Origin of the sequence: Mangrovihabitans endophyticus (assembly GCF_014646155.1) — a bacterium.
GTDB classification, from domain to species: domain Bacteria; phylum Actinomycetota; class Actinomycetes; order Mycobacteriales; family Micromonosporaceae; genus Actinoplanes; species Actinoplanes endophyticus.
Window position 1 is genome coordinate 194,465 of record NZ_BMMX01000005.1, and the last position, 15,677, is coordinate 210,141.

The following is a 15,677-nucleotide window of genomic DNA, read 5'->3' on the forward strand; positions in this document are numbered from 1 at the left end:
CGGGTCAGCGCGCGGCGTGCTCCTTGCGGACCGCTTCGGCCACGTGCGTGGGCATCGGCTCGTGCCGGGCGTACGTGCGGGTGAAGGTGCCCGAGCCGGAGGACAGTGCGCGCAGCTCCACCGCGTACCGGACCAGTTCGGTGGCCGGCACCTCGGCCCGGATCAGGCTGTAATCGCCGGCCGGATCGGTCTCGGTGCCCAGCGGCCGCCCGCGGCGACCGGACAGGTCGCTCATCACCGGGCCGACATATCCGTCCGGCACCCGCACCACGATCTCGTCCACCGGTTCCAGCAGCACCATCTGACCGGCCTCGGCGGCCTCCCGCAGCGCCAGAGCGCCGGCGGTCTGGAACGCGGCGTCCGAGGAGTCCACGCTGTGCGCCTTGCCGTCGGTCAGGGTCACCTTGACGTCCACCACCGGGAAGCCGGCCACCAGCCCGCGTTCCAGTTGCGTGCGCACGCCCTTCTCCACCGACGGGATGTAGTTGTGCGGCACCGCGCCGCCGACCACCCGGTCGTGGAATGCGAAGCCCGTGCCGCGCGGCAACGGTTCCACCTCGATGTCGCAGACCGCGTACTGGCCGTGGCCGCCGGACTGCTTCACGTGCCGGCCGTGCCCCTTCGCCGGGGCGCCGAACGTCTCCCGCAGCGCCACCTTGACCGGTTCGGTGTCCAGTTCCACCCCGCCCGCCCGGAGCCGGTCCAGCACCACCTCGGCGTGTGACTCGCCCATGCACCACAGCACGAGCTGGTGGGTGTCCGGGTTGCGTTCCAGGCGCAGGGTGGGGTCGCCGGCCACCAGGCGGGCGAGGTTCTTGGCCAGCGCGTCCTCGTCGGAGCGGGACTTGGCCACCACGGCCACCGGCAGCAACGGTTCGGGCATCCGCCACGGCGCCATGAGCATCGGGTCGTCCCGGGCCGACAGCGTGTCGCCGGTCTCGGCGCTGCCGGACTTGGTGATCGCGCAGATGTCACCCGCCACGCAGGCGGTGACCTCGCGCAACTGTGCGCCCAGCGGGGTGTAGAGGTGCGCCACCCGCTCGTCCGCGTCGTGGTCCGGGTGCCCACGCTCGGCCATGCCGTGGCCGGACACGTGCAGCACCGACTCGGGGTGCAGCGTGCCGGAGAAGACCCGGACCAGCGACACCCGCCCGACGTGCCGGTCGATGGTCGTCTTGACCACCTCGGCCACCAGCGGGCCGTCCGGGTCGCAGACCAGCGGCGGGCGTGGCGTGCCGTCCACGCCGGTGACCACCGGCGGTTCGTGCTCAAGCGGCGACGGCGCGGCCGACACCAGCCCGTCGAGCAGCGCGTCCAGGCCCACGCCGGTCTCCGCGCACACCGGGATCACCGGGTGGAAGTGGCCGCCGGCCACCGCCTTCTCCAGGTCGGGCACGAGCGTCTCCGGGCCGATCTGCTCGCCGCCCAGATAGCGGTCCATCAGGGTCTCGTCCTCGGACTCCGCGATGATGCCCTCGATCAGGTCGTTGCGGTCCTGCTCGACGGGTGTCAGATGTTGCGCCTCGGCCAGGCCCTCCCGGGGCGGGTAGCCGTCCGAGTAGTCCAGCACCCGCAGGGTGAGCAGGCCGAGCAGGCCGACGACCGCGTGGCCGTCGTCGCCGAGCATGGGCCGGTAGATCGGCATCACGTTGTCGCCGAAGGCGTCCTGGCACTCCTGCACGGTCCGGTCGAAGTCGGCACGCGGATGGTCCAATCGGGTGACCACGACGGCGCGTGGCATGCCGACGGCGGCGCACTCCTCCCACAGCGCGGTGGTGGCCGGCTCGATGCCGCCCTCGTCGCTGCCGGCGTCCGCGGAGACCACGAAGACCGCCGCGTCCGCGGCCCGCAGGCCGGCGCGCAGTTCTCCGACGAAGTCGGCGTAGCCGGGGGTGTCCAGCAGGTTGACCTTCACGTCCCGGTGCGTGAGTGGTGCGCAGCTCAACGTCACCGAGCGCTGCTGCCGCACCGCGGCCGGATCATGGTCGGAGACCGTGGTGCCGTCGGCCACCGTTCCCGCGCGGGAGATCGCCTGCGTCGCGGCGAGCAGCGCCTCGACCAGCGTCGTCTTCCCCGCGCCGGAGTGGCCCACCAACACCACGTTGCGCACCCTGCCGGGTTCACTCACCGCCGGCGCGCCGCCGGCTGGCCCCTTCTCCGAAGTCTTCTGCGCCATGGCGACGCTCCCTCGTTCGTTTCGCGGCGGTTACGTCCCCGTTGATGAATCCCACACCCACCGCTGTCGAGGTCGCAACCCCCGGTAGTCGCGCACGGGTGCGACGATGACGATACGGCGACGCCTGGGGCGCGTCGTACCGCGTCCGTCCGCCCGCCGTTATGGTGAGACGGCCATGGCAAAGATCGTCAGCGTGCCCGCACGCGCCGTCGTCGCGTACGGCGTCAATCCGACCGCTCGTTTCCTGCTGCGCATCGGCGTGTCCGCCAACGCGGTGACCATCGCCGGCACCGTCGGTGTGCTCATCGGCGCCTATCTGGGCGCGAAAGGTCACCTGTTCTGGGGCACCTGGGTGGTCACCGCGTCCGCGCTCACCGACGTGCTGGACGGCACGATGGCCCGGATGCGCGGCAGCTCGGCCAAGTTCGGCGGGCTGCTCGACTCCTCGATGGACCGGATCGCCGACGGTGCGGTGTTCGCCGCGGTGGTCTGGTACCTGGTGACCGAGGGAAATCCGTACGGTGGCGCCGTCGCCGCGCTGATCAGCCTGGTCGGCGCGCAGGTGATCTCGTACGTGAAGGCGCGTGCCCAGAGCCTCGGGCTGGACGCCGACGTGGGCCTGGCCGAACGGCTGGAGCGCCTGGTCATCCTCGGTGTGGGTGGCCTGCTCGGCAGTGCCGGCCTGGACTGGGGCCTGCCCGCGGCGTTGTGGGTGCTGGCCGCGCTCTGCGTGGTCACCGTCTGCCAGCGGCTGATCCATGCGGCCCGCTCCGAGCCGCAGGTGCCCGCCGCGTGAGGGACCGACTGACCGGGGCCGGGTACGCGGCGCTGTGGCGGCTGGTGCGCGCGCTGCCGCTGCCGGTGGCGCGTGTGATCTTCGACCGGGCGGCGGACCGGGCCTACCGCGGCAACGGTCCCGGCACCCAGCGGTTGCGGCGCAACCTGCGGCAGGTGGTCGGGCCGGACGTCGGCGACGCGGACCTGGAGGATCTGGTCCGGCGCGGGCTGCGGTCGTACGCGCGGTACTGGCGCGAGGCCTTCCGGTTGCCGTCGCAGTCTGGTGATCAGGTGCTGGCCAACTTCCGGGTGGAGCAACTGGCGGAGTTCACGAAGGTGATGGACGAGGGGCGCGGCGCGATCCTGGCGTTGCCGCATCTGGCCAACTGGGACGCGGCAGCGGCCTGGGTGGTCGTCTCCGGATGGCGGCTGATCACGGTCGCCGAGCGGCTCAAGCCCGAGTCGGTGTTCCGGCAGTTCGTCGCGTACCGGGAGAAGCTCGGCATGGAGGTGCTGCCGCTGACCGGCGGGCGCGCCCCGCTGGACCTGCTCGCCGACAAGGCCCGGGCGGGCTACGTGGTGGCGTTGCTGGCCGACCGGGACCTGTCCGCACGCGGCATGGAGGTGCAATTCTTCGGCGGGCGGACCCGGATGCCGCCCGGACCGGCCCTGTTGGCCCTGCGCACCGGCGCGCCGCTGTTCGCGGTCGACCTGGCGTTCACGGACACCGGGACGGTGGCCCAGTTGCGCCGCATCGAGCTGCCCGAGCCGCACGAGGGCAATCTGGAGGTACGCACCCGGCTGATCACGCAGCGCCTGGCGGACGCCTTCGCGATCGGCATCGCGGAGCACCCCCAGGACTGGCACATGTTGCAGAAGATGTGGCTGTGAGGGGCGGGCCGTGCGGATCGGGATCGTCTCGCCGTACTCGTTCGACGTGCCGGGCGGTGTGCAGAACCACATCGTCGACCTCGCCGAGGCGCTGATCGGGCTCGGGCATCACGTGAGCGTGCTGGCGCCCGCGGACGAGGACTCCGACCTTCCGGCGTACGTGGTGCCGGCCGGCCGGGCCCTTCCGTTTCCCTACAACGGCTCGGTGGCGCGCATCGCGTTCGGCCCGGTCTCCACCGCCCGGGTGCGCCGCTGGCTGGCCCGCGGCAAGTTCGACGTGTTGCATGTGCACGAGCCGATGGCGCTGAGCCTGTCGATGCTGGCGGTGTTGTCCGCCCGGGGTCCGGTGGTGGCCACCTTCCACACCGCGATGACCCGCTCCCGCGCGCTGTCCGCCGCTCAGGGCCTGCTGCAACTGGTCATCGAGAAGATCACCGCGCGTATCGCGGTGAGCGAACTGGCCCGCAAGGTGCAGGTGGAGCATCTCGGCGGCGGCGCGGTGGAGATCCCCAACGGGGTGGCGGTGGCCCGGTACGCCGCGGCCGAACCGCTGCCCGGCTGGCCCGGCGCCGGGGGCGCGCTGGGATTCCTCGGCCGGTTCACCGAGCCCCGCAAGGGTTTCCCGGTCCTGCGGTCGGCGTTCGTCACGCTCGCCCGCGAACGTCCCGGCCTGCGCCTGCTGGTCGCCGGTCCGGGCGACCGGGCCGAGCTGTACCGCGATTTTCCGGCCGACGTGCGTGAGAGGGTCGAGTTCCTGGGCCTGGTGTCGGAGGCCACCAAGGCGAGCATGCTGCGCAGCGTGGACGTGTACGTGGCGCCGAACACCGGCGGCGAGTCCTTCGGCATGATCCTGACCGAGGCGATGGCGGCCGGCGCCGCCATCGCGGCCAGCGACCTGGACGCGTTCCGCCGGGTGCTGGACGACGGGCGGGCGGGCGCGCTGTTCCCGGTTGGCGACGCCGACGCGCTGACCGCGCTGCTGGCCGAGCTGCTTGACGACGCGCCGCGCCGGGCCGCGATGTCCTCCTGCGCCGCGGCGACGGTCGCCGCGTTCGACTGGCCGAGCGTCGCGCAGCGTGTTCTGGAGGTCTACGCAACGGCGATCGAGGCGATCGAGGGGCGCGTGGTCGACCAGGAGTGGGCGGAACCACGGCCCGGAGGCTGAGCCGGAGGTGCCCGCGGGCACTACGATGCCCCGCATGTGGTGGGGAGCCGGTGCGGTCGCCGTGGTGGTCGTGCTTTCGGCCTACCTGGCCTGGACCGCGCATCGGGTGGAGCGGGTGCACCGGCGGGCGCGGTCGGCCGGCCAGGCCCTGGACGCGCACCTGCTGCGGCGCGCGGCGGCGGCTGCGGTGGTCGCCGAGAAGGCCGAGGCGGTGGAGATGTACGCGGCCGCCCGGCTGGCCCTGGACGCGGGGACGGGGGAGCGCGAGGCGGCGGAGAACGACCTGACCCGTCACCTGGCCGCGGTGCGGCTGGACGAGGCCGAGCCCGCAATGCGCGCGCTGTGGGCCGCGAACCGCCGGGTGGTGCTGGCCCGCCAGGTGCACACCGATCTGGTGCGCGACGCGCTGACCGCCCGCCGCCGCCCGGTGGTGCGGCTGCTGCGGATGGCGCGGCGCTATCCGGCCCCGGCCTACTTCGACATCGTGGAGCCGGCGCTGCCGGTGCCCGCACCCGCGGTGTCGCCTGAGGCGGCGAACAGCGGGACGGCGGACAGCAGGACGGCGGACAGCACGGCGGCGCCCGAGGGCACGGTGCCGGCCGAGGGCACGGTGCCGGCCGAGGCGATCTGATCGAGTGCGCGGGCAGTCCACCGGGGGGTGGATTGGCCATCGGTGCGGCAACCGGATCTGCGTAGGGTTGACACCGTCGATCCGTACGTCGAGGAGCCGAGGATGTCCGACGCAGCACAGAACGTGCCCGCCACCGGGACCGCGCAGGTCAAGCGGGGAATGGCGGAGATGCTCAAGGGTGGCGTGATCATGGATGTGGTCACGCCGGAGCAGGCCAAGATCGCCGAAGACGCGGGCGCGGTCGCGGTGATGGCGCTGGAGCGGGTGCCCGCGGACATCCGCGCGCAAGGCGGGGTGTCCCGGATGTCCGACCCGGACATGATCGACGGCATCATCGGCGCGGTCTCCATCCCGGTGATGGCCAAGGCGCGCATCGGGCACTTCGTCGAGGCCCAGGTGCTGCAGTTGCTGGGCGTCGACTACGTGGACGAGTCCGAGGTGCTGACCCCCGCGGACTATGCCAATCACATCGACAAGTGGGCCTTCACGGTGCCGTTCGTGTGCGGCGCGACAAACCTCGGCGAGGCGCTGCGCCGGATCACCGAGGGCGCCGCGATGATCCGCTCCAAGGGCGAGGCGGGCACCGGTGACGTCTCCAACGCGACCACGCACATGCGGACGATCCGGGCCGAAATCCGTCGGCTGACCTCCCTGCCGCTGGATGAGCTGTTCGTCGCGGCCAAGGAGCTGCAGGCCCCGTACGAGCTGGTCAAGGAGGTGGCCGCGACGGGCAAGCTGCCGGTCGTGATGTTCACCGCGGGGGGCATCGCCACCCCGGCCGACGCGGCCATGATGATGCAGCTCGGTGCCGAGGGTGTCTTCGTCGGCTCGGGCATCTTCAAGTCCGGCAACCCGGCCCAGCGCGCGTCCGCGATCGTCAAGGCGACCACCTTCCACGACGACCCGGACGTGATCGCCAAGGTGTCCCGCGGGCTCGGCGAGGCGATGGTCGGCATCAACGTCGAGGACGTGCCGCAGCCGCACCGGCTCGCCGAGCGCGGCTGGTAGCGGCCCGGACCACCGGCGGGGGAGGGGACCACGATGAACATCGGCGTGCTGGCGTTGCAGGGTGACGTGCGGGAGCACGTGCGCGCGCTGACCGACTGCGGCGCCCAGGCGTGCGCGGTCCGGCGACCGGACGAGCTGGAGGCGCTGGACGGCCTGGTGGTGCCGGGCGGCGAGTCCACCACGATGAGCAATCTCGCGGTCTCCTTCGGCCTGCTGGAGCCGATCCGCAAGCGGATCGCCGGCGGCCTTCCGGTCTACGGCTCCTGTGCCGGGATGATCATGCTGGCGGACACGATCCTGGACGGCCGTCCCGACCAGGAGGCGTTCGGCGGGATCGACATGGTGGTCCGGCGCAACGCGTTCGGCCGGCAGGTCGACTCGTTCGAAGGCGCGGTGGCGATCGATGCGCTTTCCGGTCCGCCGCTGCATGCCGTGTTCATCCGTGCGCCCTGGGTCGAGCGGACCGGTCCGGACGTGCAGGTCATGGGTCGCGTCGAGGGCGGGCCCGCCGCCGGTAGGATTGTGGCGGTCCGACAGGGAAACCTGCTTGCCACGGCCTTCCACCCCGAGCTGACCGGCGACTTGCGCGTCCATCGGCACTTCGTGGAGATGGTCCACAGATCCGCCGCACACCGGTAGGGAACACGGAGGTTTCGCATGTCCGGCCACTCCAAGTGGGCGACGACCAAGCACAAGAAAGCCGCCATCGACGCCAAGCGCGGCAAGATGTTCGCCAAGCTGATCAAGAACGTCGAGGTGGCCGCGCGGTCCGGCGGTGGAGACCCGGCCGGAAACCCGACGCTCTACGACGCGATCCAGAAGGCGAAGAAGAGCTCCGTCCCCAACGACAACATCGATCGGGCGGTCAAGCGCGGTTCCGGCCTGGAAGCGGGCGGCGCCGACTGGCAGACGATCATGTATGAGGGGTACGGCCCGAGCGGCGTCGCGATGCTGATCGAGTGCCTGACCGACAACCGCAATCGCGCGGCCACCGAGGTGCGCACCGCGCTCACCCGCAACGGCGGCACGTTCGCCGACGCCGGTTCGGTGTCCTACCTGTTCAACCGCAAGGGCGTGGTGATCGTTCCGAAGGGGTCGCTCTCCGAGGACGACCTGATGCTCGCGGTGCTGGACGCCGGCGCGGAGGAGATCAACGACCTCGGCGACAGCTTCGAGGTGGTCAGCGAGCCGACCGACCTGATCGCGGTCCGCACCGCGCTGCAGTCCGCCGAGATCGAGTACGACTCGGCGGAGTCCTCCCTGGTGCCGACCATGACGGTGCCGGTGGACGAGGAGGCGGCGCGCAAGGTCTTCAAGCTCATCGACGTCCTCGACGACTGCGACGACGTGCAGAACATCTATGCCAACTTCGACGTGTCCGACGAGGTCATGGCGGCCATCGACGCGTGACCGGCGCCGGCGTGGCCGGCCCGCCGCTCGGCGTCAGTCCGGCAGGGCGGCGACCAGGTGGCCCGCGGCGACAAGCATGAGCACCACGGTGGCGGTGACCCGGGCATAGACGTGGTGGCGGTGCCGGCGATAGGCGTCCGCCCAGGCGATCGCGGCCTCCGCGTCGCAGCGGCGTTGTGCGCGCATCGTCGGCGGCAGCAGGGCGGTCTTGCGCAACGCGACGCTGGACCGCGGCCGGGGCGGTGGCGTCCGCGTCGGCTCCGGGGCGTGCGGCCGGGCCGGGCCGCCGTTTGCGGCCGGTCCGACCTGCACCTCGACCGGATAGATCTGGTCGGCGCGCCAGTGCCTGGCCCGGATCGCCAGGCGCCGGTCCAGGTAATGCGGGCGCCCGTCGCGCCGGGACAGCCGGTTCCACCAGGCCAGCCGGCGCCAGTGCAGGCCGACGTCGGCCAGCGCCTGCCCGGAGATCTCGTGCGCGTGTTGCGGGCCGCCGGTGAGCCGGGCGGCCTCGCGCTGGGCGGCACGCAGATGGACCGCGACGAAGGCCACGAACTCCCGCGGTGGCTCCTCGTCCATCGGGGGCACGAGATGCACGTCATCCATGGTGGCCCCGCGGACGGGCGCGTGTCGCTGCCCGGTGCACCATGTGCCCGTACTAGGGTGTCGAACACACGTACGTGGGGAGGCTGTCTGGTGCGCGTGCTCGGCATCGACCCGGGACTGACCCGGTGCGGCGTCGGCGTGGTCGAGGGCGTGCCGGGCCGTCCCTGCAAGCTGATCGGCTACTACGTGGTCTACACGGACCCGGACGACGACATCGCGTTGCGCCTGCTGCACCTGGACTCATCGCTGGCCGGCCTGGTCGCCGAGCACCGCCCGGAAGCCGTCGCGGTGGAGCGGGTGTTCAGTCAGCACAACGTGCGGACGGTGATGGGCACCGCGCAGGCCAGTGCGGTCGCGATGCTGTCCGGAGCGCGGGCCCGGCTGCCCGTCCAGACGTACACGCCGAGCGAGGTGAAGGCGGCCGTCACCGGTTCCGGAACGGCCGGCAAGGCCCAGGTCACCGGGATGGTCACCCGCCTGCTGGGACTGGACGAGCCGCCCCGCCCGGCGGACGCGGCGGACGCGTTGGCGCTGGCCATCTGCCATGTGTGGCGGGGCGGCACCCGGGCCCGGCTGCAGGCCGCCGCGGTGTCCGCGGCCGGCGGCGCACAGCGGGCCGCCGCGCGGCAGGCGGTGGCCCGGCAGACCCGCAAGTTCCGGGAGGCGCAGCAGGCCGCGGCGGCCCGGCAGCGGCGTACCGCACCCGGCAACCGTCCCGGCGACAACGAGGGAGCCCGACGATGATCGCCAGTGTGCGCGGCCAGGTGGCCGCGATATCCCCGGACAGCGTCGTGATCGAGGTGGGCGGCGTCGGCCTGCAGGTGCAGTGCGCGCCGGGCACACTGGCCCGGCTCGCCGCCGGTGCCGAGGCCAGGCTGGCCACCAGCATGGTCGTCCGGGAGGATTCGCTGACCCTGTACGGCTTCGCGGACGACGACGAGCGGCAGTTGTTCGAGCTGCTGCAGACGGCCAGCGGGGTGGGACCACGGCTGGCTCAGGCGGTGCTCGCCGTGCACCAGCCGGACGCGGTGCGCCGGGCGATCTCCGCGGGCGACATCGGCGCCCTGACCCGGGTGCCGGGCATCGGCAAGAAGGGTGCCGAGCGCCTGGTGCTGGAACTGCGCGACCGGATCGGCCCGGTGGCCGTGGCGACCGCGACCGGGGGTGCGGGCGTGCTCGCCGGCGAGTGGCCCGACCAGGTGCGCCAGGGACTGCTCGCGCTGGGCTGGACGGCCTCCCAAGCGGACCAGGCGGTGGCGGCGGTGGCCGACTCCCTCGACGGTGAGGTGCCCCCGGTCCCGCAACTGCTGCGCCAGGCGATCCGGCTGCTCGGGAAGACGCGATGAGCGACGAGGACCTGGTCTCCCCGTTCGCCGGTGACGAGGAGCTGGATGCCGAGGCGAGCGTGCGGCCTCGGCGGCTGAGCGACTTCATCGCCCAGCATCGCGTCCGCGACCAGCTCGAACTGTTGCTCAAGGGCGCGATGGGCCGGGGGGCGCCGCCCGACCACATCCTGCTGTCCGGTCCGCCCGGACTGGGCAAGACCACCCTGGCCAACATCGTCGCCGCGGAACTGGGGACCGGCATCCGCACCACCAGCGGTCCGGTGATCGAGCGCTCCGGCGACCTGGCCGCGATCCTCACCGGGCTCGGGCCCGGCGACGTGCTGTTCATCGACGAGATCCACCGGATCGCGAAGCCGGCCGAGGAATTGCTCTACAGCGCGATGGAGGACTTCCGGGTCGACGTGGTGGTCGGCAAGGGTCCCGGTGCCACCGCCATCCCGCTGGAGGTGGAGCCGTTCACGCTGGTCGGCGCCACCACGCGGGCGGGCCTGCTGTCCGGGCCGATGCGCGACCGGTTCGGTTTCGTGGCCCACCTCGACTTCTATTCACCGGCCGACCTGGACGCGTTGCTGCACCGGTCGGCGCGCATCCTCGGGGTGCCGATCACAGCGGACGGCGCGGCGGAGATCGCCGGCCGTTCCCGGGGCACCCCACGCATCGCGAACCGGCTGCTGCGCCGGGTGCGCGACTACGCCGAGGTCCGGGCGGACGGCGTGGTGGACCACGACTGCGCGCGGGAGGCGTTGCGGGTGTACGACGTCGACGCGCTCGGCCTGGACCGGCTGGACCGCGCGGTGCTGCGTGCCTTGATCGAGTCGTTTCGTGGCGGTCCGGTGGGCCTGTCCACGCTCGCCGTGGCGGTGGGGGAGCAGGCCGACACGGTGGAGGAGGTGTGCGAGCCGTTCCTGGTCCGGGCCGGCCTGCTGGCCCGCACGCCGCGGGGCCGGGTGGCGACCGATGCCGGATGGCACCATCTCGGCAAGTCCCCGCCCTCCGACGGCCGGGGTGCGGTCCAGGCCGACCTGTTCACCCGAGACGGCTGAAATCTCCTCGTAATGTGAACGAGACCCGAGTCGCTTGGGAAGTTCCCAGGTAGAGGGATTAGACTCGCCGCCGTTCGAACGCTGATTGTCTCTATCGCCCCGTCGTGTGCCGTTGCGGTGCGCTCATCCGCCGCAGCGTGCCGCGCCGGAGGCCCCACGGAAGGTCTTCTTGGTGTCTTTCGCAGCTCAAGCGCAGGGCGGCGGCAGCTTCGTGCCTCTTCTTGTGATCATCCTGCTCTTCGGCGTCATGTACTTCATGATGATCCGCCCGCAGCAGAAGCGGCGCCGGGAGGCTCAGGCGATGCAGGCGTCGCTTGGCCCCGGCGACGACATCGTCACCATCGGCGGCCTGCACGCCACCGTCACCTCGGTGGACGACGACGTGGTCACGGTCGAGATCGCGCCCGGTGTGCCGGCGCGGTTCGCCCGTCCCGCGATTGCCCGGGTGGTCAGCAAGCCGGAGTCCGCCGTCGAGGAGGAGCCGGTGGCCGACGAGCCGGTCGTCGCCGACGAGCCGGTGGCGGAGAGCCCGGTCGTCGAGACCCGCAAGAACGACTGACGCAGCGCTGGCGGCCGGCCCGCGGGTCCGCCCGGGGCCGGTTCGATCGTCCCCGGCCGATCCGGCCCCGGGCGGTCTCCATCGGCGTGGATAATTGCGTCCGCACCTCACCACCCGGAGCGTCGCCGCTCACCACCGCAGCCCCGCCGCCGTGCGCCGGGGCGGAGAATGCACGAGGAGACACCAGCCGTGGCACGACCACCACAGGGACGGATGCATCCCGGACGGCAACTCGCCGTGCTCGGCCTGATCTTCGTCGTCCTGTACCTGCTCGTCTTCTTCGCCGGGGGCGCGAAGGGCAGCTTCACCGACCGGCTGCATCCCAAGCTGGGTCTCGACCTGATCGGCGGCACCCAGGCGACGTACCAGGCCTCGCTGACCGCGAACGGCCAGGTGCCGCCGCAGTCGAGCATGCAGGAGGCGCGGAAGATCATCGAGAGCCGCGTCAACGCGCTCGGCGTGTCCGAGGCCGAGGTGGTCATCGAGGGCGACCGCAACATCGTGGTGTCCCTCGCCGGCAAGGCCGACGACCAGCTCAAGAACGTCGGGCAGGCGGCGCAGATGCGCTTCCGCAAGGTGCTCAAGGCGACCGGTGACGTCTCCGCGACGGCGCTCAATCCGCCGTCCGCGGTGCCCAGCGCGGCGCCCAGCGGCAGCGCGCCGGCCGCGTCCAGCGCGCCGGCCCCGGCCGGCTCCGACGCCCAGGGCGGCTCCGGTGGCCAGGGTGGCTCCGGTGGCCAGGGCGGCTCCGGCGGCCAGGGTGGCGGCGAGCCGGCGCTGGCACCGGCGCCCAGCGGCGGCCCGTCGGCGCCGGCCGCCGAACCGTCGGCGTCGGCGTCCGCGCCGGTGCCCGCCGACGTCGAGTCGCGCCGGGCCGCGGTGGAGAAGAAGGTCGGCGCGGCCGCGTGGCAGGCGGCCAGCGCGCTCAAGGACCCGGTGGACCTCAGCCAGGACCCGACCGCGGGCAAGGTGTTCGCCCCGTTCGCCAAGCTCACCGGTCCCGAGGTGGACGCGCTGACCCCGGAGATGCAGTTCAACGTGCCGACCATCAGTTGCAAGCAGTTGAACGAGCGGCGCAACGGCGCGATCGACAACAAGGACGCCAAGGTCACCACCTGCCAGTCGGGCGCGAAGATGTACCTGGACGTGGCCAAGGTGGTGGGCACCGACATCGCCAGCGCCTCGCCGCAGCTCGACCAGCAACAGGGTCAGTGGGTCGTCTCGCTCAACTTCACCTCCGAGGGGCAGAAGAAGTGGGCGGCGCTGACCCGCGAGGCGTTCACCCCCGCACCGGACGACACATGCCTGCAGGCCGCGCAGGCGGTCTCGCCGAGCGCGACCCACTGCCTGGTCGCCGTGGTGCTGGACAAGGAGATCATCTCGGCCCCGGAGATCCAGGGCGTGCTGACCGGCCAGTCGCAGATCACCGGCCAGTTCACTCCCGAGTCGGCCCGTGAGCTGGCGAACCAGATCAAGTACGGCGCGCTGCCGGTGACGTTCGAGCCGACCACCACCCAGACGGTCTCCGCCACGCTGGGCACCCAGCAGCTCAAGGCGGGTCTGCTGGCGGCTGGCATCGGCATGGCGCTCGTGGTGGTGTACGCGTTCTTCTACTACCGCCTGCTGGGCACGGTGATCTTCCTCAGCCTGGTGCTGTCCGGCCTGCTCACCTTCGGTGCGTTGGTCTTCCTGGGCCGCACTACCGGCTTCACGCTCACGCTGCCGGGCATCGCCGGCTTCATCGTGTCGCTCGGTGTCGCCGCGGACTCGTTCGTCATCTACTTCGAGCGGCTCAAGGACGAAATCCACGAGGGGCGAAGTCCGCGTAGCGCCGTCCCCCGCGCTTGGGCCCGTGCGCGGCGTACCATCATCTCCGCCAACACCATCACCGTGATGGCCGCGGTGGTGCTCTACATCGTGTCCATCGGCGCGGTGAAGGGCTTCGCGTTCGCGCTGGGCCTGGCCACCGTCCTCGACCTCGTGGTCGTCTTCCTGTTCCGGCATCCGATCATGACGATGTTCGCGAACACCAAGGCGTTCATGTCGCCCCGGGTCAGCGGGCTCGGACGCGCCCTCAAACGCGCCGCGGCCGAGGAACCGGCCGGCACCCGCCCGTCCCGCGTGAAGGAGGCCTGACGTGGCCAGCAAGGGATTTGCCGACCGCCTTTACCGCGGCGAGGCGGACCTCAACATCATCGGCCGGCGCCGCACCTGGTTCCTGACCGCGGCCCTGCTGGTGGTGGTCGCGATCGTCAGCTTCGGGGTGCGTAACTTCGAGTTGGGCATCGAGTTCTCCGGCGGCACCCAGTTCATCATGCCGGCCAGCGTCGGCACGCAGGACGAGGCACAGACCGCGGTGCAGCGGGCCATCGACTCCGCCGATGTGCCGCCCGAGACCAAGGTCGGCATCGCGCAGCGGGTGGGTAACGGCGGCGACGCCACCTACTCGGTGCGCACGACGTCGCTGTCCCAGCCCGAGGCGACCGCGGTCAAGCAGGCGCTCGTCGCCGACCTCGGCGTGCGGCAGGGGGAGATCAGCGACAACCGCGTCTCGGCGGCGTGGGGCGCGCAGGTGACCCGGCAGGCGCTCCTGGGCCTGGGCATCTTCCTGGTGCTGGTGCTGGGCTACCTGGTGATCCGGTTCGAGTGGCGGATGGCGGTCGCCGCGGTGTCCTCGCTGCTGCTCGACCTGGTGCTCACCGCGGGCGTCTATTCACTCGTCGGCTTCGAGGTCACGCCGTCCACCGTGATCGGCTTCCTGACCATCCTGGGTTTCGCGCTCTACGACGTGGTGGTGGTGTTCGACAAGGTGCAGGAGAACACCCGGGGGATCACCGCGGGCAGCCTGCGCACGTACGCGGAAGCCACCAACCTGGCGGTGAACCAGACGCTGATGCGGTCGATCAACACCAGCCTGGTGGCGTTGCTGCCGGTCGGTGGTCTGCTCTTCATCGGCGCCGGCCTGCTCGGCGCGGGCACGCTGAAGGACTTGGGCCTGGTGCTGTTCGTCGGCATGGCGCTCGCCGTGATCTCGTCGATCATGTTCGCGTCGCCGCTGCTCACCGTTCTCAAGGACGCCGAGCCGCGGATCCGGTCGCACAACGCACGGGTGACGGCCCGGCGGACCGGGCAGCGCTCCTCGGACGTCGCGCGTGGCGAGCGCAAGCGCGCCGCAGCATCGTCGGCCGGGTCGTCCTCGTCGGAGGCGGACGACAACGACGAGACGCCGGTGCCGTCGATGGCCGGTACCACGCCGCGGCCCGGCGCCCGGCCCACCGGCAAGCGCAACACCAATCGCGGTGGCCGTCCCGGGGGGAACCGTCCCGGCGGCAAACGCCGCTGATCGAGGACCAGCATCGACGAGCCCGCCGGACGCACCAAGCGGCCCGGCCGGCTCGTCGGGTCCGGCCGCGTGGTGGCGGCGCGAGTGTCCGGCGCGGGCTGAGTAGGGTGTGCACGTGACCGATCAGGACATGGCCGCGCTCGTCGCCGGACGGGTGCTCGACGTTCCCGACTTTCCCCAGCCAGGCATCGTCTTCAAGGACCTGATGCCGCTGTTCGCCGACGGGCCTGCGTTCCGTCAGGTGGTCGACGGCATTGTGGCCCACCACGGGCCGGACTCGTTCGACGTGGTGGCGGGCATCGAGGCGCGCGGGTTCGTGGTCGCCGCCGCCATCGCCTATGCGACCGGGGCCGGTGTGGTGCCGATCCGCAAGGCGGGCAAGCTGCCGCGGGCGGCCTACTCCGCCTCGTACTCGTTGGAGTACGGCGAGGCCACGCTGGAAGTGCACCAGGATGCCTTCATGACCGGCCAGCGGGTGCTGCTGGTGGACGACGTGCTCGCAACCGGGGGCACCGCGGGCGCGGCGCTGGACCTGATCGTGCAGGCGAACGGGAGCGTGGCGGGGTTCAGCGTGCTGCTGGAGCTCGGATTCCTGGAGGGGCGCAAACGGGTGGCGCCGCGCGAGGTTCATGCCGTTCTGACGGTTTGACGGCGGCGGACCGCCGCCGTGCCCGGCCCGGTCGAGGGTTCGGCTCCGGCCACCGGGGAACAACAGGCGGGTAGGA

At 72.0% G+C, this 15,677-nt stretch carries 14 protein-coding genes and 2 pseudogenes; 14 read left to right on the top strand and 2 right to left on the bottom strand.

The features are described 5' to 3' along the window. Nucleotides 1-4 precede the first annotated feature (4 nt). Nucleotides 5-2,176: an elongation factor G-like protein EF-G2 gene (locus IEY73_RS09875; RefSeq protein ID WP_189078815.1), complete on the bottom strand. Its 2,172-nt coding sequence runs from the start codon at nucleotides 2,174-2,176 to the stop codon at nucleotides 5-7. A gap of 175 nt (nucleotides 2,177-2,351) precedes the next feature. On the opposite strand from IEY73_RS09875, the gene pgsA reads away from it, so the two are divergent. The 7 genes and pseudogenes from pgsA (at nucleotide 2,352) to IEY73_RS09910 (ending at nucleotide 8,058) form a co-directional block, all read left to right on the top strand. Then, nucleotides 2,352-2,972 (top strand): phosphatidylinositol phosphate synthase, encoded by a 621-nt coding sequence (pgsA, locus tag IEY73_RS09880; RefSeq protein ID WP_189078816.1) that lies wholly within the window; start codon nucleotides 2,352-2,354, stop codon nucleotides 2,970-2,972. Next, a complete protein-coding gene (locus IEY73_RS09885; RefSeq protein ID WP_189078817.1) occupies nucleotides 2,969-3,844 on the top strand; it encodes a phosphatidylinositol mannoside acyltransferase in 876 nt (291 codons plus the stop codon). The genes pgsA and IEY73_RS09885 overlap by 4 nt, the downstream gene beginning before the upstream one ends. A 10-nt stretch (nucleotides 3,845-3,854) precedes the next feature. Beyond that, nucleotides 3,855-5,009 (top strand): glycosyltransferase family 4 protein, encoded by a 1,155-nt coding sequence (locus tag IEY73_RS09890; RefSeq protein ID WP_189078818.1) that lies wholly within the window; start codon nucleotides 3,855-3,857, stop codon nucleotides 5,007-5,009. Between the two features lie 25 nt (nucleotides 5,010-5,034). Beyond that, a pseudogene (locus IEY73_RS09895) lies at nucleotides 5,035-5,526 on the top strand (hypothetical protein); the annotation flags it as partial. Between the two features lie 216 nt (nucleotides 5,527-5,742). Beyond that, a complete protein-coding gene (gene pdxS, locus IEY73_RS09900; RefSeq protein ID WP_189078819.1) occupies nucleotides 5,743-6,648 on the top strand; it encodes a pyridoxal 5'-phosphate synthase lyase subunit PdxS in 906 nt (301 codons plus the stop codon). 33 nt (nucleotides 6,649-6,681) lie between these two features. After that, nucleotides 6,682-7,287 (top strand): pyridoxal 5'-phosphate synthase glutaminase subunit PdxT, encoded by a 606-nt coding sequence (gene pdxT / locus IEY73_RS09905; RefSeq protein ID WP_189078820.1) that lies wholly within the window; start codon nucleotides 6,682-6,684, stop codon nucleotides 7,285-7,287. A gap of 18 nt (nucleotides 7,288-7,305) precedes the next feature. Further along, nucleotides 7,306-8,058 carry a YebC/PmpR family DNA-binding transcriptional regulator gene (locus IEY73_RS09910; protein WP_189078821.1) on the top strand — a complete coding sequence of 251 codons (753 nt, stop codon included), beginning with the start codon at nucleotides 7,306-7,308 and terminating at the stop codon, nucleotides 8,056-8,058. 33 nt (nucleotides 8,059-8,091) lie between these two features. Here IEY73_RS09910 and IEY73_RS09915 read toward each other — a convergent pair whose 3' ends face one another. After that, nucleotides 8,092-8,652 carry a hypothetical protein gene (locus IEY73_RS09915; protein WP_189078822.1) on the bottom strand — a complete coding sequence of 187 codons (561 nt, stop codon included), beginning with the start codon at nucleotides 8,650-8,652 and terminating at the stop codon, nucleotides 8,092-8,094. Between the two features lie 99 nt (nucleotides 8,653-8,751). Between IEY73_RS09915 and ruvC the strand changes: the two are divergent. The 7 genes and pseudogenes from ruvC to IEY73_RS09950 all read left to right on the top strand — a co-directional run. Continuing rightward, nucleotides 8,752-9,276 (top strand): annotated as a pseudogene (gene ruvC / locus IEY73_RS09920) (crossover junction endodeoxyribonuclease RuvC); the annotation flags it as partial. Between the two features lie 125 nt (nucleotides 9,277-9,401). Then, nucleotides 9,402-10,007: a Holliday junction branch migration protein RuvA gene (gene ruvA / locus IEY73_RS09925; RefSeq protein ID WP_189078824.1), complete on the top strand. Its 606-nt coding sequence runs from the start codon at nucleotides 9,402-9,404 to the stop codon at nucleotides 10,005-10,007. Continuing rightward, a complete protein-coding gene (ruvB, locus tag IEY73_RS09930) occupies nucleotides 10,004-11,050 on the top strand; it encodes a Holliday junction branch migration DNA helicase RuvB (RefSeq protein WP_189078825.1) in 1,047 nt (348 codons plus the stop codon). The genes ruvA and ruvB overlap by 4 nt, the downstream gene beginning before the upstream one ends. A 172-nt stretch (nucleotides 11,051-11,222) precedes the next feature. Next, entirely contained in the window at nucleotides 11,223-11,609 is a 387-nt protein-coding gene (yajC, locus tag IEY73_RS09935) for a preprotein translocase subunit YajC (protein WP_189078826.1), read from the top strand. A gap of 213 nt (nucleotides 11,610-11,822) precedes the next feature. Next, nucleotides 11,823-13,745, top strand: a complete 1,923-nt coding sequence (gene secD, locus IEY73_RS09940) for a protein translocase subunit SecD (RefSeq protein WP_189078863.1) — start codon at nucleotides 11,823-11,825, stop codon at nucleotides 13,743-13,745. Nucleotide 13,746: 1 nt separating this feature from the next. Beyond that, entirely contained in the window at nucleotides 13,747-14,952 is a 1,206-nt protein-coding gene (secF, locus tag IEY73_RS09945) for a protein translocase subunit SecF (RefSeq protein WP_189078827.1), read from the top strand. 130 nt (nucleotides 14,953-15,082) lie between these two features. Continuing rightward, nucleotides 15,083-15,601: an adenine phosphoribosyltransferase gene (locus IEY73_RS09950; RefSeq protein WP_189078864.1), complete on the top strand. Its 519-nt coding sequence runs from the start codon at nucleotides 15,083-15,085 to the stop codon at nucleotides 15,599-15,601. The last annotated feature ends 76 nt before the right edge of the window (nucleotides 15,602-15,677 follow it).

Coding starts and splice junctions, on each gene's coding strand:
- IEY73_RS09875 (WP_189078815.1), bottom strand. CDS start 2,176: ATGGCGCAGAAGACTTCGGAGAAGGGGCCAGCCGGCGGCGCGCCGGCG.
- pgsA (WP_189078816.1), top strand. CDS start 2,352: ATGGCAAAGATCGTCAGCGTGCCCGCACGCGCCGTCGTCGCGTACGGC.
- pdxS (WP_189078819.1), top strand. CDS start 5,743: ATGTCCGACGCAGCACAGAACGTGCCCGCCACCGGGACCGCGCAGGTC.
- pdxT (WP_189078820.1), top strand. CDS start 6,682: ATGAACATCGGCGTGCTGGCGTTGCAGGGTGACGTGCGGGAGCACGTG.
- IEY73_RS09910 (WP_189078821.1), top strand. CDS start 7,306: ATGTCCGGCCACTCCAAGTGGGCGACGACCAAGCACAAGAAAGCCGCC.
- ruvA (WP_189078824.1), top strand. CDS start 9,402: ATGATCGCCAGTGTGCGCGGCCAGGTGGCCGCGATATCCCCGGACAGC.
- ruvB (WP_189078825.1), top strand. CDS start 10,004: ATGAGCGACGAGGACCTGGTCTCCCCGTTCGCCGGTGACGAGGAGCTG.
- secD (WP_189078863.1), top strand. CDS start 11,823: ATGCATCCCGGACGGCAACTCGCCGTGCTCGGCCTGATCTTCGTCGTC.
- IEY73_RS09950 (WP_189078864.1), top strand. CDS start 15,083: ATGGCCGCGCTCGTCGCCGGACGGGTGCTCGACGTTCCCGACTTTCCC.